Below are 22,630 nucleotides of genomic sequence, written 5' to 3'. Positions count from 1 at the left end.
CAAGGCGGCCAATAGTCGATCGGCCCCGTTGTGCGACGCAAGGTCGCGGCCTATCCTATTGTTTCTTCAAGCGTCTCGATAGCCTCAAAACGCTCTCGCGGCCAATTGATCTGGACCACCGCGCCGTGATCCGGAAAGGTCCGGTTGGTAAAGGAGACCTTGGCGCCGGTGCGTTCGAGCAGTGTGCGCGCGATGAACACGCCGAGACCGAGGCCGCGCCGCTCGCCGCCGCCTTCATCCTGGGTGCGCCGCCGCGACAGATAGGGCTCACCGATCCGGTTGAGGATGTCGGGCGGGATGCCGGGACCGTCGTCGGAGATCACGAGTTCGATATGGTCCTTGTTCCACCAGGCGTTCACCTCAACGGTGGTGCGAGCGAAATCGACTGCGTTCTCGACGATGTTGCCGATGCCATAGAGGATCGCGGGGTTGCGTGAGCCGACCGGCTCGGCCGCGACGGCCACCGCGATCCGCACCTTGATCTCGACACCGAAGTCGCGATGTGGCGCAACCACCTCCTCGATCAGCTCCGACAGCTTCATGCGGTCGAACGGCGCGCCGGTGGAGGACAGCTGCGTGATCTTGCTCAATATGTCGCGGCAGCGCTGGGTCTGCTCGCGCAGGGTTTTCAGGTCGGCGGCGATGGTCGGATCGTTCACCGTCTTTTCCAATTCGCGCGAGATCAGGAAGATGGTCGCGAGCGGCGTGCCGAGCTCATGCGCGGCTGCGGCAGCTAATCCGTCGAGCTGGGTCAGATGCTGCTCGCGCGTCAGCACGAGCTCGGTTGCAGCCAGCGCGTCCGCGAGCTTGCGCGCCTCCTCGGTCACCTGGAAGGAGTAGAGGCTGGTGACGCCGATCGCGAGCGCGATCGAGAGCCAGACGCCGATGAGATAGATCGGCGGCAGCACCAGGGGATCATCGGAATCCCAGGGCAGCGGCAGATGAAAGAAGAACAGGATCGAGGCGCAGGCAACGGCAAGCAGGCCGAGGCCAAAGGTGAAGCGGGCGGGCAGCGCCGTGGCCGAGATCAGCACGGGTGCGAGGAACAGGAACGAGAACGGGTTCTGGAGGCCGCCGGTGAAGAACAAAAGCCCAGCCAATTCCACGATGTTGAGTGCCAGCAGTCCGGCCGCCTGCATCGGCTCCAACCGCTGCATTGGATTGGCCACCGTCTGGAGCGCCAGGTTGAGTGCTGCCGACAGGAAGATGATGCTGACGCAGGGGACGATCTCGACGTTGAATTCCAGCCCCTGCGCCACGATGAAGATCGCGGCGAGCTGCCCCAGCACCGCGAGCCAGCGCAGCCGCAGGATCGTGTCCAGGCGGATATGCCGCTGCGCGTGGCGAAAGCCGGAATCGGCAATTTCGGTCATGTCGGCCAATGTGGCGGTGCCTTCTCGATCACAAGCGCTGGGCTCACGGAACCACCCAGGAATTACAAGCCTTGCGCTATCGGCTGCAATAGCAGAAGAACGGCCAGCATGACTGAGAATGACAAGGCTTCAAGTCGGCCGACTGTCGCGGATCGCAGCGCACCTGCGGCGATTGCGGTCGATCATCTCGTCAAGGTCTACAAGCAGACCCGCGCCGTCGACGATATCTCCTTTTCGTTGCCGCGCGGCAGCATCACCGGGCTGCTTGGCGGCAACGGCGCCGGCAAGACCACGACCATTGCGATGATCATGGGCCTGGTGCTGCCGACCTCCGGCCGTGTGCAGGTGCTCGGGCGAAGGATGCCTGAGGAGAGCGCGTCCGTGCTGGGGCGGATGAATTTCGAGAGCCCCTATGTCGACATGCCGATGCGGCTCACGGTGCGACAGAACCTCACCATCTTCGGCAAGCTCTACGCGGTGAAGAACCTGTCCGAGCGCATCGCCGAGCTCGCCGATGATCTCGACCTCAGCGATTTCATCGATCGCGCCAACGGCAAGCTCTCCGCCGGGCAGAAGACCCGCGTCGCGCTCGCGAAAGCGCTGATCAACCAACCCGAGCTGCTCTTGCTGGACGAGCCGACCGCCTCGCTCGATCCTGACACCGCCGATTGGGTGCGGGCGCATCTGGAGCGCTATCGCAGGCAGCACCACGCCACCATCCTGTTGGCCTCGCACAACATGCTCGAGGTCGAGCGGCTCTGCGATCGCGTCATCATCATGAAGCGCGGCCGCATCGAGGACGACGACACGCCTGAGGCGATCATGGCCCGCTACAACCGCACCACGCTGGAGGAGGTGTTTTTGGACGTCGCACGCGGGCGGGTGAACGGTGCGAAGGAGGCGGCGAAGTGAGAGTGAGAAGGCAGCGGGTGCTCCTTTCGTCACTGCGAGCGAAGCGAAGCGATCCAGAATCTTTCTGCAGAAGGACTCTGGATTGCTTCGTCGCATCAGCGCAAAATTGCTACACAATTTTGTCGCGAGCTCCTCGCAATGACGTCTTGGATAGATCGTGCGCGGCATTTCCATCGCTATGCGGGAGGGCGCCATGAGCCAGCTCTCGCTCCGCCGCGGCATCTCCGCCCATCGCATCGGCGCGATGATCCTGCGCTATTGGTATCTGCTGATGTCGTCCTGGCCGCGGCTGCTCGAGCTCTTGTATTGGCCGGCGCTGCAAGTCATCACCTGGGGCTTCCTCCAGCTCTATATCGCCGAGAATGCCAATTTCTTCGCGCGCGCCGGCGGCACGCTGATCGGCGCCGTTATCCTCTGGGACATTCTGTTCCGTGGGCAACTCGGCTTCTCCATCTCGTTCCTCGAAGAGATGTGGGCACGCAACATCGGCAACCTCATGATGAGCCCCTTGAGGCCGATCGAATTTCTGCTGTCGCTGATGGTGATGAGCCTGATCCGGCTCGCGATCGGGATCATTCCGATGACGCTGCTCGCGCTGTTCCTGTTTCACTTCAATGTTTATGCCCTCGGCCTGCCACTGATCGCCTTCTTCTGCAATCTGATCTTCACGAGCTGGTCGGTCGGCATCTTCGTCTCGGGCCTGGTGCTGCGAAATGGCCTCGGCGCCGAGAGCATCGTCTGGACCTTGATGTTCGCAATCCTGCCGCTCGCCTGCGTCTACTATCCCGTCAGTGTGCTGCCTGCCTGGCTGCAATACGTCGCCTGGGCGTTGCCCCCGACCTATGCCTTCGAGGGAATGCGCGCGCTCCTGATCGAGCAAACCTTTAGGACCGATCTGATGCTGGAGGCGTTGGCCATCAACGCAGTGCTGCTGGTCGCATCTTTTGGGGCATTCCTTGCCCTATTGCGAAGCGCCAGGAAGCACGGTTCGCTGCTCTCGGCTGGCGAATAACGTCACTTTCCCGTGGATTCATGCTGGTTTTGGCGCTTCCGCTACGTAGATGTACGGAACCATGCATTGACGCAATATTGCGCATTCGGCAGTATGCTGCGATGCGAAGAGGGATATGAGCGATGCCTATTGGTGAGTTTGGCGGCGCGCCGCCCCTGGCGGCTGAAGGCAGTCCGGTCCTGACGACGCCGATGTACTGGATGTACGAGATGGCGCAAGCCTCTCTCAATCCGGCGCGCGCGGTCACCGATGCGACCAAGCTCCTGTTTCAGAATCCTCTCAATCCCTGGGCGCGTACCGAGGTCGGCAAGTCGGTCGCCGCGGCCTGCGAATTGTTCGAGCGCACCACGCGCCGCTACGGCAAGCCGGAATGGGGCCTCAACGACACCGAGGTCAATGGCATCCGCGTCCCCGTCGAGATCCGTTCGGTCTGGGAAAAGCCGTTCTGCAAGCTGCTCTATTTCGATCGCAAGTTCGCTCGCCCCTTGCGCAGTCCGCAGCCGCGCGTGCTGATCGTGGCACCGATGTCCGGCCATTATGCGACGCTGCTGCGCGGTACGGTCGAGGCCTTTCTGCCCGCGCATGAGGTCTACATCACCGATTGGGCCGATGCCCGCATGGTGCCGCTCAGCGAGGGCCGCTTCGATCTCGACGACTACATCGACTATGTCATCGAGATGCTGCACGTTCTCGGCGGCAACACCCACGTTATGGCGGTGTGCCAGCCCTCCGTCCCCGTCGTCGCCGCCGTCTCGATCATGGAAGCACGGCGTGATCCCTTTGTGCCGACCTCGATGACGCTGATGGGCGGGCCGATCGATACCCGCCGCAATCCGACCGCGGTGAACAACCTCGCCCAGGAGCGCGGCATCGACTGGTTCCGCAACCACGTCATCACCAAGGTGCCGTTCCCGCATCCGGGCATGATGCGCGATGTCTATCCGGGATTCTTGCAGCTCAACGGCTTCATCAGCATGAATCTCGACCGGCATATGGATGCCCACAAGCAGCTCTTCGCCAATCTGGTGAAAGGCGACGGCGATCTCGTCGACAAGCATCGCGAATTCTACGACGAATATCTCGCAGTCATGGATCTCTCCGCGGAGTATTATCTGCAAACCGTCGACACCGTGTTCGTGAAGCACGCACTGCCGAAGGGCGAGATGACCCATCGCGGAACACGCGTCGATCCTTCCAGGATCACGCGCGTGGCCTTGATGACGGTCGAAGGCGAGAAGGACGATATCTCCGGCCTCGGTCAGACCGAAGCAACGCACACTTTGTGCAGCGGGATTCCCGATCATCGCCGCGTTCATTACGTCCAGAAGGGCGTCGGGCATTACGGCGTGTTCAACGGCTCGCGTTTCAAGTCGGAAATCGTGCCGCGGATCCATGATTTCATGGTGTCGGCGGCGAATCCGACCTCGCTGCAGGCGCTCGCGGCCGAATAGTCGCGTATTTCGGCTTTCCCGTCGAAAATTCCTGCCCTGCCGGGGCCTTTTGGAGCGGGCGGTTCCGTCCAGATTCGCGGTATTAAGGTAACCTCAAAGGAGTGAGTCGCTACTCACCCCTTGGGGGTGCCGCATGCGTCCAGCGGGGAGGAAAATTGATGGTTCCAACCCCAGTCTGTAGGGTCTCCCGGACGCCTGACCGCTGTATATTGGGCAAATGATTTGTTTTTGCGCCGAGCGCTTCCCATGGCGGCGGTTATGGCAGAATCGGGGCGCCCTCCTGCCCCCCGGACTGACAGACATGGCCACTCGCGCGCTCCTTTATCGGCGGCCCCACGAACCAAAGACCCTCGTCATCACCCACGGCTCGCAATTTTTTGCGATCCGGCTGCGCCGCCACAGACGCGCGCGACGCTATACGCTCAGAATCCATCCGAGCGATCGCGAAGCCATCCTCACCATGCCGCCGCGCGGCACGCTCGCCGAAGCAAAAGACTTCGCGCAGCGTCACGGCGCTTGGATCGCCGCACGCCTCGGCCGGTTGCCGAAGGCGGCTCCGTTCCAGCCAGGCACGGTGATACCGTTGCGCGGCACGCCCCATCGCATCGTTCATCGCGCCGGCCAGCGCGGCACGGTGTGGACCGAGATGCGCGAGTCCGGCGAACGCATTCTCTGCGTCGCCGGTGGTCTCGAGCATGTCGACCGCCGCGTCAGCGACTTCCTCAAGCGTGAGGCGCGCCGCGATCTCCAGCGCTCAGCCGAGGCCTACGCGGCCGAGCTTGGCGTCAGGGTCAAGCGGCTCTCGATCCGCGACCAGTCCAGCCGCTGGGGCTCCTGCACCTCGGCGGGCTCGCTGTCGTTCTCCTGGCGGCTGATCCTCGCACCGCCCTTCGTGCTCGACTACCTCGCCGCCCACGAGGTCGCCCATCTCGTCGAGATGAACCACTCGGCGCGGTTCTGGCGCGTCTGCGGTAAGATCTGCCCGTCGATGGAACGCGCCAAGAAGTGGCTCGACACGTGCGGGAATGATCTGCACCGGTATGGGGTCGAGGATTAGGCCCTGCTTTTGCTGGAAGGTGTCATTGTCGGCCTTGTCGGCGCTTGCGCACTGGAGCGGGCGATCCGGTATTCGAGAGGCAGTGATTGTTTGGTCGAGAGGCTGCGGCGCGCTGGATTCACCGCCCAGCCATCATCGGCCTCCGTCGAACGCTGCTGTTTTGCCCCGACGTGTCAAATGGTCTTGCCGCCAGCGTCAGCTGTTTTGCGATCCGCGTAAGCCGTTGATTCCTCTATCACCGGCTACTGTGCATGGGGTTGTTTTCGCAGTTTTGTTTTGATGCGCTCAGGACCTCAACCCGAATCTACCTGGTCCCGCCGAACAGCCGGTCCATCAACCAGCCGTCGAGCCCTGCCGCCGCCTCGGGGCGTACATTGGCGCGCGTGGGAGGCGGCGGGCGATAGCCGCCATTGTTCGTCGGTGCAGGTCCGGCCGCTGTCGGCGGGGAGACTTGCGAGGCGGCCTGCGCAAGGTTCGAAAGGCCCCAGCCGCCTGGTGAGCTCGGCAAGGCGGCCACCGGCACACCCTCATGTGCCGTGCGCATGAAGCGCGTCCAGACTTCCACCGGCAGCCCGCCGCCGGTGGCCTTCTTGGTCGGCGAGTTGTCGTCATTGCCGAGCCAGACGCCGGTGACGAGGTTGGCGGTGTAGCCGATGAACCAGGCGTCGCGGTAATCCTGGCTGGTGCCAGTCTTGCCGGCCGCCGGCCAGCCCGGGATCTCGGCCTTCTTGGCGGTGCCGTTGATCAAGGTCTCCCGCATCATCGTGTTCATCATGCCGACATAGCGCGGGTCGATCACCTGGTTGCGCTCGTCCGGCTGGCGCATGTAGAGCAGCTTGCCGCCGAGCGTCTTGATCCGCGTCACGACATGCGGCGCCACCGCGAGGCCGCCATTGGCGAACGGCGCATAGGCGCCGACCAACTCGACGACAGAGACTTCCGATGTTCCGAGCGCGATCGAGGCGTTCGGCTCGAGCTTCGAGGAGATGCCGAGCCGGTGCGCCGTGCGCACCACGTTCTTCGGTCCGACCTCGAGGCCAAGGCGGATCGCGACCGTGTTGAGCGACATCGCCAGCGCCTGCGTCAGCGTCACCGCGCCGAAATATTCGTGGGTGTAGTTCTCAGGCCTCCAGCCCTTGACCTCGATCGGGGCGTCCTGGCGAACGGTATCCGGCGTCAGCCCCTGCTCGAGCGCCGTCAGGTACACGAACGGCTTGAACGAGGAGCCCGGCTGGCGCTTTGCGGTGACCGCGCGGTTGTACTGGCTCTCGGAATAGTTCCGTCCGCCGACCATGGCGCGTACCGCGCCGTCAGGCGTCATCGCCACCAGCGCACCCTGGCTGACGTTGAACTTCACGCTCTTGGCCGCGAGCTCGTCGATGATGGCGGCTTCCGCCACGCTCTGCAGCTTCGGATCGATCGTGGTTTCAACCTTGATGCTCTCGTCGATCTGGCCGACGAGATCGTCCAGCACCTCGCCGATCCAGTCGGCGACGTAATTGACCGTTCCGGCGCCGACCGGCTTCACGTTATAGGAGGGATGGCCGATCGAGGCCTTGGCTTGCGCGTCGGTGATGAATTTCGCATCCGCCATCGCCGCGAGAACGATTTGTGCGCGCGCTTCCGCGCCCTCGGGATTGCGATTCGGCGCAAGACGCGAGGGCGATTTGACGAGGCCCGCCAGCATCGCGGCTTCGGCGATCGTCACGTTCTTGGCCGACTTGCCGAAATAGCGCTGCGCCGCGGCCTCGACCCCATAAGCGCCGGAGCCGAAATAGACGCGGTTGAGGTAGAGCTCCAAAATCTCGTTCTTGGAATGCTTGCGCTCCAGCCAGATCGCGAGCTCCGCCTCCTGCAGCTTGCGCTGCATGGTTCGCTCCTGGGTCAGGAACAGGTTTTTGGCGAGCTGCTGCGTCAGCGTCGAGCCGCCCTGCGAGACGCCGCGATGGAGCACGTTGGTGACGAGGGCGCGCAGGATGCCGACCGGGTCGATGCCGAAATGGGAATAGAAGCGGCGGTCCTCGATGGCGATGAACGCCTTGGGCAGATAGGGCGGCAGGTCTTTCAGCGCGACGTTGGCGCCGGCCATCTCGCCGCGCTGCGCCAGCATGCTGCCGTCGATGCCGACGATCTGGATCGTCGGCGGGCGCTTAGGGATTTCCAGCGACTGGATCGGCGGCAGATGGGCGCCAACATAGATCACGACGCCGATCACGGCGATCACGCCCCACAAGCTCAGCACCGCGCTCCAATAGACCAGACGGCCGAGGCTGAAGCCTCCGCGCGACTTTGCCCGTCGCTTGGCGCTGCCGGGGCCGGCCGATACCTTGCGCTCGCGCGGCGGCTCGTCGCCGGCATCGTCGCTCTTGCGCTTGGCGGATGATTTCGCTGATTTCTTCGGCTTGTCGTCGCCACCGGGAATGCGGTCCGCCGCGGTCAGGCGCAGGTCGGCGAGCGCCGCAGGCAAGCCGAATAGCGGCTCCTTCCGCCCACCCTTCTTCTTTCCCCACGCCATACGCCAAACGCCCGGTCAGCCCACCCCGCCGCACGCTAGCGGTCGCTGTTTAAGGCCCGGTTACCCAGAACTTAACGCGCAATTAGGAGGTGCGGCATTCGCCGGCCGCAGTTCCGCTTCTGGAGCGCCAGAGCTAGGATCGCTCGCATCAAGAAAAAGGAAACTCGCATGGGCCATATCGATCCGACCAAGGAGATCTTCGCGCATTTCCGGGAGAACGACCGCCCGGGCCCGATCCACATGCTCAATCTGGTGCGGCTACGCAAAGAGGCAGCCTATCCGGACGGCCGCAAGGCGAGCGGCGCCGAAGCCTATGCGGCCTATGGCCGCGAGAGCGGCCCGGTGTTCGAACGCCTCGGCGGCCGCATCGTCTGGCAAGGCAAATTCGAGCTGATGCTGATCGGTCCCCAGGAGGAGCGCTGGGACCATTGCTTCATCGCCGAATATCCGAGCGTCTCAGCCTTCGTCGAGATGATCCGCGATCCCGTCTATCGCGAGGCCGTGAAGCATAGGCAGGCAGCGGTGGAGGATTCGCGCCTGATCCGACACGCGGTGTTGCCGGTGGGGAAGAATTTTGGGGAGATACCGGAGTAGGCCCCGTCATTCCGGGGCGATGCGAATGCATCGAATGATGGTGCGCACTTGCGCACCTGAGAATCTCGACATTCCGGGTCTGGCGCTTGCGCGCCATCCCGGAATGACCGTTTAGCCTAGCCCGACGGCCCCGTGTCCTCGATGACCGGCCCGAACAGCTCCCAGCGTTCGCCGTTGAATTTCATCATCTGCATCTGCTTGTTGACGCGGTAGTCGTTGGGACCGGTGGTGATCTTGATGCCGGGCAGCGCCAGGCTCGGCGTATAGCCCTTGATGTTGGCGACCTGCTTCATGACGTTCTCACGCGTCAGGTCGTCGCCGCATTGCTTCAGCACCTGGACCAGGAGCTCCGCCACCGAATAGGCATAGGTGTTCACGGTGTTGAGCTTGTCGCCTTCCGGGAAATACTTGTCCATGAAAGCGAAGAAGGCCTTCACACCCGGATCGTCCTTCCACTGGGGATCGCCGGGGTCCTTGCCGTAATTGGTCGAGATGATGCCCTTGGAAATATCGAGGCCGGCCGGCTTCAGCGTCGCTGACACCGGGCTCGCATTGATGTCGAGGATATGCACCGGAGACCAGCCGAGGTCGGCGAGCTTCTTGATCGCCTGCGCCGCGAATTTCGGCGTCGAGGCGTCATAGAACAGGTCGACGCCCATCGACTTCAGCTTGACCACCTGGGAGTCAACGGTCGGATCGGTGACCTCGTAGGAGACCTCGCCGACGATCATGCTGGCGGCCTTGTCACCCAGGCCGCTCTTGAGGCCCGCGAGATAGTCGCGGCCCATGTCGTCGTTCTGGTAGAGCACGCCGATCTTGGCGTTGGGGTGGTTGGCGAGAATGTACTTGGCGTAGATCCTTCCTTCGGACACGTAGTTCGGATTGTAGGCAATGGTCCAGGGAAAGTTCTGCGGATCGTTGAAGCGCGCGGCGCCGGTGGACGCCAGCAGTTGCGGCACCTTCTTGCCGTTGAGATATTTTTGCACGGCGGCATTGGCTGCGGTGCCGATCAGCTGGAAGGTGAACAGCACCTCGTCGCCTTCGACCAGCTTGCGCACCTGCTCGACCGTCTTCGGCGGCGAATAGGCATCGTCATACTGGATCAGATTGATCTTGCGGCCGTTGATGCCGCCCTGATCGTTGATCATCTTGAAATAGGCGGCCTGGGTCTTGCCGATATTGGCGTAGACCGAGTAGGCACCGGAGAACGGAACGGTCTGGCCGATCTTGATCTCGGTGTCGCTCGCGCCGGTGTCGTATTTCTTCTGGGCGAGGGCTTGGCTTGCGGAGAATGCGAAGGCGAGCGCCGCCGTGGCAGCTAGGAAGGCTCTGCGATTGTCCATGTTGGTTCGTTCCTCCTGACGGAATTTTCGATCGATGGTCTTTGTCCGTTGATGCAACGGTCGCCATCGCTGCCGAAGATTGTGGAGGAACGTTCGCCGCCGCGCAAGGATCACGGCGCTGCGCCGTAGCGTCTCACGCTAAAAACTAGGCCAGGAACAATGCCACTAGCGCAACCGCCGCCGGCCGCGATCACGCACGGCTTGGTCTGGAACGCTAAGGCGGGATTGCCGTGGACGAGAGCGCAGAGGTTGGCAATCAAAATCAGGTTGAGCCCCCCCAAGCGTCAGCTTTCGGGTGGACGTTAGTACGGCCGGCGTGGCAAGTCCGGCGGCGTGTTTCGATGCAATGGTGCCGCAATGCCCGCTGGACCAACCAAAACGCCTGAACGCTTTGGTCTCGATCGCCTGGTGACGCCGATCGGGATCGCCCTGCTCGTCACCGATGCCGATGGCGCCTTGCGCGCGCTCGACTGGGCGGATTACGAGCACCGCATGCGCGAGCTGTTGCGCCTGCATTATGGGGTGGTGGATCTGAGCAATCAGCCTGCGCCGACGCAGATGCGGGCTGCGCTGTCGGGCTATTTTGAAGGCGATCTTGGCCAGCTCTCGTGCATCGCATGGCGCACCGCCGGCACGTCGTTCCAGCAGAAGGTCTGGACCGCACTTGCGCGGATTCCCGCCGGGACCGCGATGAGCTACGGCGCACTCGCGGCAAAGATAGGCATGCCCAAAGCCATTCGCGCCGTTGGCCATGCCAACGGCTCCAATCCGATCAGTGTGGTGCTGCCGTGTCATCGCCTGATCGGCGCCGATGGGTCGCTGGTGAAATACGGCGGTGGGCTGGAGCGCAAGCGCTGGCTGCTGCGGCACGAGGGGGTGGAGCTTTAGGTCTCTTCTTTTCGTCATTCCGCGGCACCCCGGAACGACAGACGAGATCACGCCGCCGGCTGCACCGCCTTGTCGCCGGCCATCACATGGGTCAGCGCGCTCTTGATCGCGGCCTGGCGGGTCGGCGCGTTGATCTGTGCGCCCAGAAGGTCGGTGACGTAGAACACATCGCGCGCGCGCTCGCCGAACGTCGCGACATGGGCCGAGGCGATGTTGAGGTTGAGCTTCGAGATCGCGGTGGTCAGCTCGTAGAGCAGGCCGGGCCGGTCGAGGCCGGAGACCTCGATCACGGTGTAGCGGTCGGACCATTGGTTGTTGATGGTCACTTCCGGCTCGATCACGAACGGCTTCGCCTTGCTGCGCACGGTGCGCCGCGCCACCACTTCCGGCAGGCGCAGCTTGCCTTCCAGCACGTCCTCGATCATCTCGCCGATCCGGGTGGCGCGCCGTCCCTCGTCCTCGTCGCGGTCATACTCCCGCGAGATCGAGATCGTGTCGAGCGCACGGCCGTCGGTGGTGGTGTAGATCTGGGCGTCGACGATGTTGGCGCCGGCCGAGGCGCAGGCTCCGGCGATGATCGAGAGCAGCCAGGGATGGTCGGCGGCGAAAATCGTGAGTTCGGTGACGCCACGCATCTCGTCGAAGCCGACATTGATCGCGAGTTTGTGGCCGGCCTGCTCGCTGGAGCGGACGAAGCGGGCATGGCGGATTTTTCGCGGCAGCTCGACCTTGAGCCAATAGGCCGGATAGTGCCGGCCGATATAGGCATCGAGCTCGTCAGCCGGCCATTCGGCGAAGGCCATGCGGAATTCGGCGTGCGCAACGGCGAGGCGCTTTCCGCGGTCGACTTCCGAGAAGCCGCCGGTGAGCACCGGCTCGGTCTCGTAATAGAGCGAGCGCAGCAGCTGCGCCTTCCAGCCGTTCCACACGCCCGGGCCGACGCCGCGGATATCGGCGGTTGTCAGGATGGTCAACAGCTTCATCTGCTCAACCGACTGCACCACGGCGGCGAAATTCTCGATCGTCTTGCGGTCCGAGAGGTCGCGCGACTGCGCGACCGTGGACATCGTCAGATGCTCCTCGATCAGCCAGGCCACGAGCTCGGTATCGGCCGGGCTGAAGCCGAGCCGGGGGCACAGCCGCCGCGCCACCTTGGCGCCGGCAATGGAGTGATCCTCGAGGCGGCCCTTGGCGACGTCGTGCAGCAGCGTCGCGATGTAGATGACAGGCCGGTGCTCGGGCCTGATCTTGCGGAACAGGTCGCTGGCCAGCACGAACTCCTCGATGCCGCCGCGCTCGATGTCCTGAAGGAAGCCGATGCAGCGGATCAGGTGCTCGTCGACGGTGTAGTGATGATACATGTTGAACTGCATCATCGAGACGATCTTGCCGAAGGCGCGAATGAAGTGGCCGAGCACGCCGGTCTCGTTCATCCGCCGCAGCACGATCTCGGCATTGTCGGAGATGAGGATCTCCATGAACAGCCGGTTGGCCTCGGGATTCTCGCGCAGTTGCGCGTTGATCAGGCCCAGCGAGCGCGTCACACCGCGCATCGCATCCGGATGGAAGGCGAGGTTGTTCTTCTGCGCCAGGCGGAAAATGCGGATCAGATTGACCGGATCGTGCTTGAAGACGTCGGGCGCGGCGATGTTGATGCGATTGTTGTCGACGATGAAATCGTCGCTGTCAGGCACGCGCCGCTTCACGGTGCTGGGCCGCAGCCGCGCCATCATCCGGCTCAGCACCGGCGCGGGCTTGGCCTGCTGGTCCTCGAGCTTGGCGCAGAGAATGGCGGTGAGGTTGCCGACTTCCTTGGCGACCAGGAAGTAGTGTTTCATGAAGCGCTCGACGTCCTGCATGCCGGGATGCGAGGTGTAGCCGAGCCTGACCGCGATCTCGCGCTGGAGGTCGAAGGAGAGGCGCTCTTCGGCGCGATTGCAGTAGAAATGCAGATTGCAGCGCACCGACCAGAGGAAATCGGCGCAGCGGCGGAAGCTGCGATATTCCTGCGCGTCGAACACGCCGCGCTCGACCAGCTCGTCGGTGTCGCGGACGCGATAGACGTATTTTGCGATCCAGAACAGCGTGTGCAGGTCGCGCAGGGCGCCCTTACCGTCCTTGACATTCGGTTCGACAAGATAGCGCGACTGGCCGCCGCGGCGATGCCGCTCCTCGCGCTCGGCGAGTTTTGCGGTGACGAATTCGGACGCGGTGCCCTGCACCACCTCCTTGTCGAAGCGCTCGACCAATTCGTCATAGAGCGGCTTGTCGCCGGTCAGGAAGCGCGTCTCCAGGATCGCGGTGCGGATCGTCATGTCGCCGCGCGCCTGCCGGATCGACTCGTCGACCGAGCGCGTGGCGTGGCCGACCTTCAGTCCCATGTCCCAGAGGCAGTAGAGGATGGCTTCAGCGACCTGCTCGCCCCAGGCGGTCTGCTTGTAGGGCAGGATGAACAGCAGATCGATGTCGGATTCCGGCGCCATCAGCCCGCGGCCATAGCCGCCGGTCGCCACCACCGCCATGCGCTCGGCGCCGCTCGGGATTGGTGAGCGGTAGAGATGCCGGGTCGCGGCCGAATACAGGATGCGGATGATCTCGTCCTGGACGTGGCACAGTCGCTCGGCGCAGCGCCTTCCGTGGCGGTCCCTGAGCAGGATCGCCTGTGCGGCGGCGCGCGCCGCGATCAACTCGGCCTTGAGCAATTGCGCCATGGCGGTGCGGAACGCGTCCTCGCGGCCCTCGTGCTTTTCGGCGAGCGCATCGACCGCGGCGGTGATCCGCGCGCTGTCGAAGCGGTCATCCGTTTCGGGCTTCTGCTCAGTCGCGACGCTGTCCATGTCTCACCGGATATAAGAGGCGGCAGGCGCTGTCACCCGCGATTCTCTGGCAATAGTCGTTCCATGCTGGAAAGCTGCGGCTTTGGGTAAATCTGTTCTCGGGCTGCGCGCCTGCAAGGGACGGATTTTCTCGTTGACCTCTAGAAATAACTCCTTGAAAAACAATGAAATTTTGGAGGAGCTGGGCATGGCCAGGATTACACGACGCATTCTGTTGGCAGGAGCCGTAGCGCTCGCATTGACCCCTGCGGCACGAGCGGCGGATCCGCTCAAGGAGATCCGCATCGACTGGGCGACCTACAATCCGGTGTCGATGGTCCTGAAGCAGAAGGGACTGCTGGAGAAAGAGTTCGCCAAGGACGGGGTCACGATCACCTGGGTGCAGTCGGCCGGCTCGAACAAGGCGCTCGAATTCCTTAACGCCGGCTCGATCGATTTCGGCTCGACCGCGGGCTCCGCCGCGCTGGTCGCCCGCATCAACGGCAATCCGATCAAGTCGATCTATGTCTATTCGCGTCCCGAATGGACGGCGCTGGTGACATCAAAGGATTCCAAGATCGCTGGCGTTGCCGATCTCAAGGGCAAGCGCGTTGCGGTGACGCGCGGCACTGATCCGCACATCTTCCTGGTTCGCGCACTGCTTGGCGCGGGTCTCACGGAAAAGGACATCACGCCGGTGCTGCTCCAGCACGCCGACGGCAAGACCGCGCTGGTCCGCGGCGACGTCGATGCTTGGGCTGGCCTCGATCCGATGATGGCGCAGGCCGAGGTCGAAGAGGGCGCAAAGCTGTTTTACCGCAAGGCCGATGCCAATACCTGGGGCATCCTCAATGTGCGGGAGCAGTTCCTGAAGGATTATCCGGACACTGCTCGCCGCGTCCTCGCGGTTTACGAGGAAGCGCGGAAATACTCGCTGGCGAATTACGACGAGCTGAAGAAGACTTTCATCGCGGTCACAAAACTGCCCGAGGCGGTCGTGGACAAGCAGCTCAAGGAGCGCACCGAGCTCACCCACAGCCGCATCGGCGCGCCCCAGCGCGAATCGATCCTCGCCGCGGGTCTCGCGCTCCAGCAGGCAGGCGTCGTCGACGCCAAGGTCGACGTCAAGGCGACGCTGGATGCCCTGATCGACGACCAGGTTCCGCTGCCGACGAATTGAGGCTCCTTGCATTCCCCGACCAGACGCGCTTGCTATGGCCATGATCTCCGACGCGCCAGTCCTGCAACAATCCTCGGAGCCAGCCGAAACCGCGGCTGCGCCTTCGCGCATCGTCCGCTACGCGCGGCCGGTGCTGGGTGTGCTGCTGCCGCTGACGTTGGCGCTTGGCTGGGAGCTCGTGGTCTGGGTCGGCTGGTCCAACGGACGGCTGGTGCCCCCGCCCTCGCGCGTGTTTGCCAACATCACCGAGCTCGCCCGCTCCGGCGAGCTGGTGCGCCACATCACAGCGACGCTGTGGCGGGTCGCTCTCGGCTTCGCCTTCGGCGTGGTCGCGGGCACACTGTTAGGCGCCATCTCCGGCTATTGGTCGCTGGCGCGGCGGCTGCTCGATCCGACCGTGCAGGCGCTGCGCGCGATCCCTTCACTGGCCTGGGTGCCGCTGTTCATTCTCTGGCTCGGCATCTTCGAGACCTCGAAGATCGCGCTGATCGCGGTCGGCGTGTTCTTTCCGGTCTATCTCGGCGTGATGGGCGCGATCCTCGCGGTCGACCGCAAGATCGTCGAGGTCGGCCGCACCTTCCGCCTCTCAGGGCCCGCCATGATCCGGCGCATCCTGTTGCCCGCGGTGCTGCCGGCCTATGTCGTGTCATTGCGCGTTGGCCTCGGTCTGGGCTGGATGTTCGTGGTGGCGGCCGAGCTGATCGGCGCCTCCGAAGGCCTAGGCTACCTCCTGCTCGACGGCCAGCAGCTTGGCAAGCCCGCACAGATCCTCGCGGCCATCGTGATCTTCGCCATTCTCGGCAAGCTCACGGACTGGCTGATCGAAGTCGCGGCCGCGCCCTTCCTGCGCTGGCAGGATGCCTTCGGACGCGCGAAGGGAGCGTGACGCGATGCTGGCGCTCCACCGGGTCAGCAAGACCTATCCCAACGGCGTAGAGGCGCTGGCGCGCTTCTCCGCCGAGATCCACCAAGGCGAGATCGTCGCCATCATCGGCGGCTCCGGCTGCGGCAAATCAACATTGCTGCGCGCCATCGCCGGCCTCGATCGCGCCAGCTCCGGGACGGTGACGCTCGACGATGAGGCGATCGCCTCGCCGCATGCCAAGATCGGCATCATCTTCCAGGAGCCGCGGCTTTTGCCCTGGCTCAGCGTCGCTGACAATATCGGCTTCGGACTTGCCGATCTGCCCGCAGCCGAGCGGCGCGAGAAGGTGGCGCGCGCGCTCGAACGCGTCCGGCTCACCGAGAAGGCGCAGGCCTGGCCGCGCGAGCTCTCCGGCGGGCAGGCGCAGCGCGTCGCGATCGCACGCGCACTGGTGCCGCAGCCGGAGGTGCTGCTGCTCGATGAGCCGTTCTCGGCGCTTGACGCCTTCACCCGTCGCGACCTTCAGGATCATCTGCTCGACCTCTGGGCCGATACGCGGCCGACCTTGATGCTCGTCACACATGACGTCGACGAAGCTGTCGTGCTGGCCGATCGCGTGCTGGTGATGCGGCCGCGGCCCGGCCGATTGTTCGATCGGATCGAGATCAATCTGGGTCGGCCGCGCGACCGCAATTCGCCGCTGTTCGAGAACTTCAAGCGAAGTGTGCTGACGTCACTCGACCGTTCACTCGACCGCAGCGTGCCCGACCGTGACGCAACCCAGGGTCCCGGTCAGGCCATGTGGTGGTGACAATTCGTCTCCAAGCCGGTACATCGAGGGGCAATCTTCCGGGAGAGAACGAACATGGACGCTGCCCAATTGCGCCGGATACAGGCCCCGATCAAGGAGCGCTACAAGACTGATCCGAAGGCCGCGCTGATCACGCTGAAGGCGAAGGGTTCGACCGACAGCGAAGGCATCGCCTGCAAGGTCGAGACCGGACGCGCCATTGCGATGGCCGGCCTGCATCCGGCCACCGGCGGCTCCGGCCTCGAGCTGTGCTCCGGCGACATGTTGCTGGAAGCGCTGGTCGCCTGCGCCGGCGTCACGCTGAAATCGGTTGCGACCGCGATCGAGGTGCCCTTGAAGACCGGCAACGTCTATGCCGAGGGTGATCTCGATTTCCGCGGCACGCTCGGCGTCGATAAGGAGACCCCGGTCGGCTTCGCCGAGATCCGGCTGCGCTTCGAGGTCGACACCGACGCGCCGCAGGATAAGCTCGATCTGTTGCTGAAGCTCACCGAGCGCTATTGCGTGGTCTATCAGACCATCAAGAACGGCCCGAAGGTGTCGGTGTCGATGCAGCGGATGTAGCTGCCCATTTCCATTGGGAGAGGTTGCGCCGACGGCGCGGGTGAGGGGCGTTCTCTCGTGGGGACCTGAAGCCGTCACCCGATGTGCTGTGCAAATCGACCTCTCCCTCCGGGAGAGGTGAACGAACCCGCGGATAATTCGCCTCAACAAAAATCATCCCGCGCTAGATGTCCCCCGATCTCCACCTCATCCTTTTCCTTCTCCTGCGCATGGCGATCGCGGCGGCGTTCGTCGTGACGGCGTCGATCATCACCGAACGTTCCGGCCCAGTGATCGGTGCGCTGGTGGCGACGCTACCGATCTCAGCGGGTCCTTCCTATGTCTTTCTCGCGCTCGACCATGACGCCGCCTTCATCGCGCAAGGGGCGCTGTCGAGCCTTCCCGTCAACGCGGCGACGATCGTGCTTGGCCTCTGCTATGTCGTGCTGGCGCAGCGGCACAATCTGCTGGTGAGTGCCGGCAGCGCGATCGCCGTGTGGATCGTGCTGGCCTCCATCATCCGCCTGTTCGACTGGACCTTGACGGCCGGACTCGCCGTGAACCTGATTGCCTTCGGAATCTGCATTCCGCTGCTCGCTAAGTACCGCCATGTGAAGATGCCGTTAGTGACGCGTCGCTGGTACGACATTCCGTTCCGCGCCGCTTTGGTGGCGACGCTCGTCGCCATCGTGGTTTCCACCTCGGGCTGGGTCGGCCCGCGCGTCTCCGGCGTCATCGCGCTCTACCCGATCGTCTTCACCAGCATGATGGTGATCCTGCATCCGCGCATCGGTGGCCCGCCGACCGCCGCGGTGCTTGCCAATTCTGCCTGGGGCTTGCTCGGCTTCGGTATGGCGATTGCCGTGATGCATGTCGGCGCCGCAAACTTCGGCTCCGCGATAGGCCTCAGCATGGGGCTCGCCACCTGCATCGTGTGGAACCTGACGCTGTGGTGGAATGGACGAAGGAAGCGGCTGGCGCACTAACCTTCGTCGTTGCAAGGATCGAGGCGACGAAGCATCCAGACGATCGCGGGGAGAGAGAATGGATTGCTTCGCTCCGCTCGCAATGACGATTGCGGTCGCGGCGTGCTTATTGCTTCGGCAGCTTGGCCTTCAACGCATACAGCGCATCCAGCGCCTCGCGCGGCGACATCTCGTCGGGATGTAACGCCTTCACCGCTTCCATGAGAAGCTCCGCTTCGCTCGGCGGCGCGGCCTCCGCCGCGGCGCGCGAGGGCACGGCGAACAGCGGCAGATCGTCGGCGAGGGCGCGGGCGGTCTGGCCGCGGTCCTGGGCCTCCAGCTTGGCCAGCACCGATTTGGCTCGCGTGATCACGGCCGGTGGCAGGCCGGCGAGCTTGGCCACCTGAATGCCGTAGGAGCGATCGGCCGAGCCCGGCAGCACCTCGTGCAGGAACACGACATTGCCCTGCCATTCCTTCACGCGCACGGTGGCGTTGAACATGCGCGGCAGTTTTGCCGAGAGCGCCGTCAGCTCGTGATAATGCGTGGCGAACAGCGTGCGGCAGCGATTGCTCTCGTGCAGATGCTCGATCGCGGCCCAGGCGATCGAGAGGCCGTCGAAGGTCGCGGTGCCGCGGCCAATCTCGTCGAGGATCACGAGTGCGCGCTCGCCGGCCTGATTCAGGATCGCCGCGGTCTCGACCATCTCCACCATGAAGGTGGAGCGGCCGCGGGCGAGATCGTCGGCCGCGCCGACCCGCGAGAACAGGCGATCGACGATGCCGATCCTCGCCCGCGCGGCCGGCACAAAACTGCCGATCTGCGCCATCAGGGCGATCAGTGCGTTCTGGCGCAGGAATGTGGATTTACCTGCCATATTCGGACCGGTGAGCAGCCAGAGCTGGCCTGACTTCTGTCCGGGTGCCGGCGAGAGGTCGCAGGCATTGGCGATGAACGGCTCGCCATTGCGCTTGAGCGCCTGCTCCACCACGGGATGGCGGCCGGCTTCGATCGCAAAGCCGAGCGAGGTGTCGACCTCGGGCCGCACGTAATTCTCGTCGACCGCCAGCTTGGCCAGCGACGTCGCGACATCGAGCAGCGCAAAGCCGTGCGCGGCGGCGCGCAAGTCTTCGCTGATCTCGAGCGCCTTGGCGCAGAGCCGCTCGAAGATCTCGAGCTCGAGCCCGAGCGCGCGGTCGCCGGCATTGGCGATCTTGGCCTCCATCTCGCCCAGCTCCGAGGTCGTGAAGCGCACCTGGCCCGCCAGCGTCTGGCGATGAATGAAGGTCGCATTCAGCGGCGGCGACATCAGCTTGTCGCCGTGCTGCGCGGTCACCTCGACGAAATAGCCGAGCACATTGTTGTGCCGGATCTTCAGGGCCTTCACGCCGGTTTGGTCGGCGTAGCGGGCTTGCATCGAGGCCACCACCAGGCGCGAAGCATCGCGCAGGTTGCGGGCTTCGTCGAGCGCAGGCTCGTAAGCCTGGCGCACGAAGCCGCCGTCGCGCTTGATCAATGGCAGTTGCTCATCGAGCGCGCCGGCAAACTCGGTCGCCAGCGCGCGAGATGGCTTTTGCAGCGCCGCCATCACCGCCACGATCTCCTGCGGCGGCTGGTCGAGCTCGGACAGCCGCGTCAGCACCTGGTCGGCGGCGATGATGCCGTCGCGGATGCCGGCGAGGTCGCGCGGTCCGCCGCGGCCGACCGAGAGACGGGCCAGCGCCCGTGACATGTCGGGCGCGCCGCGCAAAATGCTGCGGATGTCTTCGCGCGCGGCGGAATCGGTAACGAAGGTTCCGACAGCATCGAGCCGCCGCGCGATCGCCAGCGCATCGGTCAGTGGCGCCGCCAGTCGCTGCGCCAGCAGCCGCGAACCGGCCGAGGTCACCGTGCAGTCGATCGCGTCGAGCAGCGAGCCGCGGCGTTCGCCGGCGAGCGTGCGCGTCAATTCGAGATTGGCGCGGGTGGCCGGATCGATCGCCATGGTTGCGCCCGAGGCTTCGCGCGCCGGCGGCGGCAGCGGCGGATGCTTGCCGACCTGGGTGCGGTCGACGTAGGTGACGGCGGCGGCCGCAGCGGTGGCTTCCAGACGCGTGAGCTGCGCCAGCCCATCCATTGTGGCGACAGCGAAATAGTCGCACAGCCGCTTCTCGGCGGTGGCGCCGTCGAACACGTCGCGGGTCAGCGGCGTTACCGCCGGCAGCTCGCGCAACATCTGTCCGAGCTCGCTGTCGTTATAGAGCGCGTCGGTGACGATCGCCTCGTTCGGATTGATGCGCGCCAGCGTGGCGGCGAGCTCGCCGCCGCCGCACTCCGTCACCATGAATTCGGCGGTCGAGATGTCGATCCAGGCAAGGCCGAAGCGGTCGCCACCGGCGGAGGAGCGGGCGCGCGCGATCGCCAGCAGGTAGTTGTTCGCACGCGCGTCCAACAGCGTGTCCTCGGTCAGCGTGCCCGGCGTGACCAGCCGCACCACGCCGCGGCGCACCACGCTCTTGTTCCCGCGCGCCTTGGCCGCAGCGGGATCCTCGGTCTGCTCGCAGACAGCGACCCGGTGGCCGGCTGATATCAGGCGGTGCAGATAATCCTCGGAGCGTTCGACCGGCACGCCGCACATCGGGATATCCGCGCCCTGATGCTTGCCGCGCTTGGTCAAGACGATGCCGAGCGTCTTCGAGGCAATTTCGGCGTCCTCGAAGAACAATTCGTAGAAATCGCCCATCCGGTAGAACAGCAGCAAGCCCTGATGCGCCGCCTTGATCTCGAGGTACTGTTCCATCATGGGCGTGACACGCGCGGCAGCTTCCGCCTGCGGCGCGGGCGTGTCGTCGGGAGGCGGTACAGGTATTGGCTGTTGCATTGTCATGGGCGGTGCAACCTACAAAATTTCGCTCCCCGGTCCTATCGCTTTGGCCGGGCAGGTGAGGTTTTCCACGTTGTCCGCACCGCGGCATGCGTTGCGGGCGGCTGGCCCCCTGCGAGTCGCACGCGAAACCGTCAATTGACCTGCCGCGGGCGCCCTCCTAAAACTCCGCCCTCATTGAAGAAATTGGGCCGAACCGCGGCATTCAGGGAGAACAGCGATGCGTGACGTCTTTATTTGCGATGCCGTGCGGACCCCGATTGGCCGTTTCGGCGGCTCGCTCGCCAAGGTGCGCGCCGACGACCTGGCGGCCGCGCCGATCAAGGCGCTGATGGCCAAGCGTCCCAATCTCGACTGGGGCCAGGTCGACGAAGTCTTCTTCGGCTGCGCCAATCAGGCCGGCGAGGACAATCGCAACGTCGCACGCATGGCGCTGTTGCTGGCGGGCCTGCCGGATTCGGTTCCGGGCCAGACCCTGAACCGGCTCTGCGCGTCCGGGCTGGATGCGGTCGGCGCCGCGGGGCGCGCCATCCGCTCCGGCGAGATCGAGCTTGCGATTGCCGGCGGTGTCGAATCCATGACCCGTGCCCCCTTCGTCATGGGCAAGGCGCAGGAGGCGTTCTCGCGTTCGGCCGAGATCTTCGACACCACGATCGGCTGGCGCTTCATCAATCCGCTGCTCAAGGCGCAGTATGGCGTCGACGCGATGCCGGAGACCGGCGAAAATGTCGCCGAGGAATTCCAGGTCTCGCGCGCCGACCAGGACGCCTTCGCGATCCGCTCGCAGCAGCGTGCCGGCGCGGCGATTGCATCCGGCTATTTTGCGGAAGAGATCACCCCGATCACCATTGCCGGCGGCAAGGCCGGCCCTATCACGGTGGACAAGGACGAGCATCCGCGCCCCGAGACCACGCTGGAGGGGCTCGCCAAGCTGAAGCCGATCGTGCGCAATCCCGGCACGGTCACTGCCGGCAACGCCTCCGGCGTCAATGACGGCGCCGCCGCGATGATCCTCGCATCCGAAGCTGCGGTGAAGAAGCACGGGCTGACACCCCGCGCGCGCATTCTCGGCCTCGCCTCGGCCGGCGTGCCGCCGCGCATCATGGGCATTGGACCCGTGCCGGCGACGCGCAAGCTGATGGAGCGACTCGGCAAGAAGATCAGCGATTTCGACTTGATCGAGCTGAATGAAGCCTTCGCCTCGCAGGGCATCGCCTGCATGCGTCAGCTTGGCGTGGCTGATGACGCCGACTTCGTCAATCCGCATGGCGGCGCCATCGCGCTCGGCCATCCCCTCGGCATGAGTGGCGCCCGTCTCGCGCTCACCGCCGTGCATGGCATGGAAAAGCGCGGCGGCAAGCTCGCGCTTGCCACCATGTGCGTCGGCGTCGGCCAGGGCGTCGCGGTCGCGATCGAGAAATTGAACTGACGGGGCGCGGCGC

The 22,630-nt window shown here is 64.5% G+C and carries 17 protein-coding genes; 12 read left to right on the top strand and 5 right to left on the bottom strand.

Going from position 1 to position 22,630, the window contains the following annotated elements; translation table 11 throughout:
* Positions 1–50 precede the first annotated feature (50 nt).
* A complete protein-coding gene (locus tag IVA78_RS17565) occupies positions 51–1,373 on the bottom strand; it encodes an ActS/PrrB/RegB family redox-sensitive histidine kinase (protein ID WP_247281989.1) in 1,323 nt (440 codons plus the stop codon).
* Positions 1,374–1,481: 108 nt separating this feature from the next.
* On the opposite strand from IVA78_RS17565, the gene IVA78_RS17560 reads away from it, so the two are divergent.
* The 4 genes from IVA78_RS17560 (at position 1,482) to IVA78_RS17545 (ending at position 5,805) form a co-directional block, all read left to right on the top strand.
* Positions 1,482–2,285, top strand: a complete 804-nt coding sequence (locus tag IVA78_RS17560) for an ABC transporter ATP-binding protein (protein WP_247281988.1) — start codon at positions 1,482–1,484, stop codon at positions 2,283–2,285.
* Between the two features lie 193 nt (positions 2,286–2,478).
* Positions 2,479–3,297 carry an ABC transporter permease gene (locus IVA78_RS17555; protein WP_247281987.1) on the top strand — a complete coding sequence of 273 codons (819 nt, stop codon included), beginning with the start codon at positions 2,479–2,481 and terminating at the stop codon, positions 3,295–3,297.
* Between the two features lie 122 nt (positions 3,298–3,419).
* Positions 3,420–4,748 (top strand): polyhydroxyalkanoate depolymerase, encoded by a 1,329-nt coding sequence (gene phaZ, locus IVA78_RS17550; RefSeq protein ID WP_247281986.1) that lies wholly within the window; start codon positions 3,420–3,422, stop codon positions 4,746–4,748.
* A gap of 217 nt (positions 4,749–4,965) precedes the next feature.
* A complete protein-coding gene (locus IVA78_RS17545) occupies positions 4,966–5,805 on the top strand; it encodes a SprT family zinc-dependent metalloprotease (protein WP_247281985.1) in 840 nt (279 codons plus the stop codon).
* A gap of 304 nt (positions 5,806–6,109) precedes the next feature.
* On the opposite strand, the gene IVA78_RS17540 is transcribed toward IVA78_RS17545, so the two are convergent.
* Positions 6,110–8,320 (bottom strand): penicillin-binding protein 1A, encoded by a 2,211-nt coding sequence (locus IVA78_RS17540; RefSeq protein WP_247281984.1) that lies wholly within the window; start codon positions 8,318–8,320, stop codon positions 6,110–6,112.
* A 168-nt stretch (positions 8,321–8,488) separates the two neighbouring features.
* On the opposite strand from IVA78_RS17540, the gene IVA78_RS17535 reads away from it, so the two are divergent.
* The gene (locus IVA78_RS17535; protein ID WP_247281983.1) at positions 8,489–8,914 is read left to right on the top strand and encodes a DUF1330 domain-containing protein; all 426 of its coding nucleotides are present in this window, start codon (positions 8,489–8,491) and stop codon (positions 8,912–8,914) included.
* Positions 8,915–9,030: 116 nt separating this feature from the next.
* Here the strand turns inward: IVA78_RS17535 and IVA78_RS17530 are convergent, their stop codons facing one another.
* On the bottom strand, positions 9,031–10,257 hold the full coding sequence (locus tag IVA78_RS17530) for an ABC transporter substrate-binding protein (RefSeq protein WP_247281982.1): 1,227 nt from the start codon (positions 10,255–10,257) through the stop codon (positions 9,031–9,033).
* 357 nt (positions 10,258–10,614) lie between these two features.
* On the opposite strand from IVA78_RS17530, the gene IVA78_RS17525 reads away from it, so the two are divergent.
* Positions 10,615–11,145: a methylated-DNA--[protein]-cysteine S-methyltransferase gene (locus tag IVA78_RS17525; protein WP_247281981.1), complete on the top strand. Its 531-nt coding sequence runs from the start codon at positions 10,615–10,617 to the stop codon at positions 11,143–11,145.
* A gap of 47 nt (positions 11,146–11,192) precedes the next feature.
* Here the strand turns inward: IVA78_RS17525 and IVA78_RS17520 are convergent, their stop codons facing one another.
* Positions 11,193–13,982, bottom strand: coding sequence for a [protein-PII] uridylyltransferase (locus IVA78_RS17520; RefSeq protein ID WP_247281980.1), 2,790 nt, complete (start codon positions 13,980–13,982; stop codon positions 11,193–11,195).
* A gap of 187 nt (positions 13,983–14,169) precedes the next feature.
* Between IVA78_RS17520 and IVA78_RS17515 the strand changes: the two genes are divergently transcribed.
* From IVA78_RS17515 to IVA78_RS17495, 5 genes are all read left to right on the top strand, one after another.
* Positions 14,170–15,141 (top strand): aliphatic sulfonate ABC transporter substrate-binding protein, encoded by a 972-nt coding sequence (locus IVA78_RS17515; RefSeq protein WP_247281979.1) that lies wholly within the window; start codon positions 14,170–14,172, stop codon positions 15,139–15,141.
* 40 nt (positions 15,142–15,181) lie between these two features.
* The gene (locus IVA78_RS17510) at positions 15,182–16,027 is read left to right on the top strand and encodes an ABC transporter permease (RefSeq protein ID WP_247282056.1); all 846 of its coding nucleotides are present in this window, start codon (positions 15,182–15,184) and stop codon (positions 16,025–16,027) included.
* Between the two features lie 4 nt (positions 16,028–16,031).
* Entirely contained in the window at positions 16,032–16,817 is a 786-nt protein-coding gene (locus tag IVA78_RS17505; protein ID WP_247281978.1) for an ABC transporter ATP-binding protein, read from the top strand.
* Between the two features lie 54 nt (positions 16,818–16,871).
* Positions 16,872–17,381: an OsmC family protein gene (locus IVA78_RS17500; protein ID WP_247466725.1), complete on the top strand. Its 510-nt coding sequence runs from the start codon at positions 16,872–16,874 to the stop codon at positions 17,379–17,381.
* Between the two features lie 167 nt (positions 17,382–17,548).
* On the top strand, positions 17,549–18,346 hold the full coding sequence (locus IVA78_RS17495; protein WP_247281976.1) for a hypothetical protein: 798 nt from the start codon (positions 17,549–17,551) through the stop codon (positions 18,344–18,346).
* Positions 18,347–18,452: 106 nt separating this feature from the next.
* On the opposite strand, the gene mutS is transcribed toward IVA78_RS17495, so the two are convergent.
* Positions 18,453–21,191 (bottom strand): DNA mismatch repair protein MutS, encoded by a 2,739-nt coding sequence (gene mutS, locus IVA78_RS17490; RefSeq protein WP_247281975.1) that lies wholly within the window; start codon positions 21,189–21,191, stop codon positions 18,453–18,455.
* A gap of 217 nt (positions 21,192–21,408) precedes the next feature.
* Here mutS and pcaF point away from each other — a divergent pair, with 217 nt between their 5' ends.
* Positions 21,409–22,617: a 3-oxoadipyl-CoA thiolase gene (pcaF, locus tag IVA78_RS17485; RefSeq protein ID WP_247281974.1), complete on the top strand. Its 1,209-nt coding sequence runs from the start codon at positions 21,409–21,411 to the stop codon at positions 22,615–22,617.
* Positions 22,618–22,630: the final 13 nt, after the last annotated feature.

This window comes from Bradyrhizobium sp. 137, assembly GCF_023074095.1.
Classification (GTDB): Bacteria; Pseudomonadota; Alphaproteobacteria; order Rhizobiales; family Xanthobacteraceae; genus Bradyrhizobium.
Note: the sequence above shows the minus strand (reverse complement) of the source record. Positions and strands in the feature narration are given on the sequence as shown.

Excerpts from the sequence above, each read along its gene's own strand:
- pcaF (WP_247281974.1), top strand. The coding sequence starts at position 21,409 with ATGCGTGACGTCTTTATTTGCGATGCCGTGCGGACCCCGATTGGCCGT.
- IVA78_RS17565 (WP_247281989.1), bottom strand. The coding sequence starts at position 1,373 with ATGACCGAAATTGCCGATTCCGGCTTTCGCCACGCGCAGCGGCATATC.
- IVA78_RS17525 (WP_247281981.1), top strand. The coding sequence starts at position 10,615 with ATGCCCGCTGGACCAACCAAAACGCCTGAACGCTTTGGTCTCGATCGC.
- IVA78_RS17535 (WP_247281983.1), top strand. The coding sequence starts at position 8,489 with ATGGGCCATATCGATCCGACCAAGGAGATCTTCGCGCATTTCCGGGAG.
- IVA78_RS17520 (WP_247281980.1), bottom strand. The coding sequence starts at position 13,982 with ATGGACAGCGTCGCGACTGAGCAGAAGCCCGAAACGGATGACCGCTTC.
- IVA78_RS17560 (WP_247281988.1), top strand. The coding sequence starts at position 1,482 with ATGACTGAGAATGACAAGGCTTCAAGTCGGCCGACTGTCGCGGATCGC.
- IVA78_RS17505 (WP_247281978.1), top strand. The coding sequence starts at position 16,032 with ATGCTGGCGCTCCACCGGGTCAGCAAGACCTATCCCAACGGCGTAGAG.
- IVA78_RS17515 (WP_247281979.1), top strand. The coding sequence starts at position 14,170 with ATGGCCAGGATTACACGACGCATTCTGTTGGCAGGAGCCGTAGCGCTC.
- IVA78_RS17555 (WP_247281987.1), top strand. The coding sequence starts at position 2,479 with ATGAGCCAGCTCTCGCTCCGCCGCGGCATCTCCGCCCATCGCATCGGC.
- IVA78_RS17540 (WP_247281984.1), bottom strand. The coding sequence starts at position 8,320 with ATGGCGTGGGGAAAGAAGAAGGGTGGGCGGAAGGAGCCGCTATTCGGC.
- mutS (WP_247281975.1), bottom strand. The coding sequence starts at position 21,191 with ATGACAATGCAACAGCCAATACCTGTACCGCCTCCCGACGACACGCCC.
- IVA78_RS17530 (WP_247281982.1), bottom strand. The coding sequence starts at position 10,257 with ATGGACAATCGCAGAGCCTTCCTAGCTGCCACGGCGGCGCTCGCCTTC.
- phaZ (WP_247281986.1), top strand. The coding sequence starts at position 3,420 with ATGCCTATTGGTGAGTTTGGCGGCGCGCCGCCCCTGGCGGCTGAAGGC.
- IVA78_RS17495 (WP_247281976.1), top strand. The coding sequence starts at position 17,549 with ATGTCCCCCGATCTCCACCTCATCCTTTTCCTTCTCCTGCGCATGGCG.
- IVA78_RS17500 (WP_247466725.1), top strand. The coding sequence starts at position 16,872 with ATGGACGCTGCCCAATTGCGCCGGATACAGGCCCCGATCAAGGAGCGC.
- IVA78_RS17510 (WP_247282056.1), top strand. The coding sequence starts at position 15,182 with ATGATCTCCGACGCGCCAGTCCTGCAACAATCCTCGGAGCCAGCCGAA.
- IVA78_RS17545 (WP_247281985.1), top strand. The coding sequence starts at position 4,966 with ATGATTTGTTTTTGCGCCGAGCGCTTCCCATGGCGGCGGTTATGGCAG.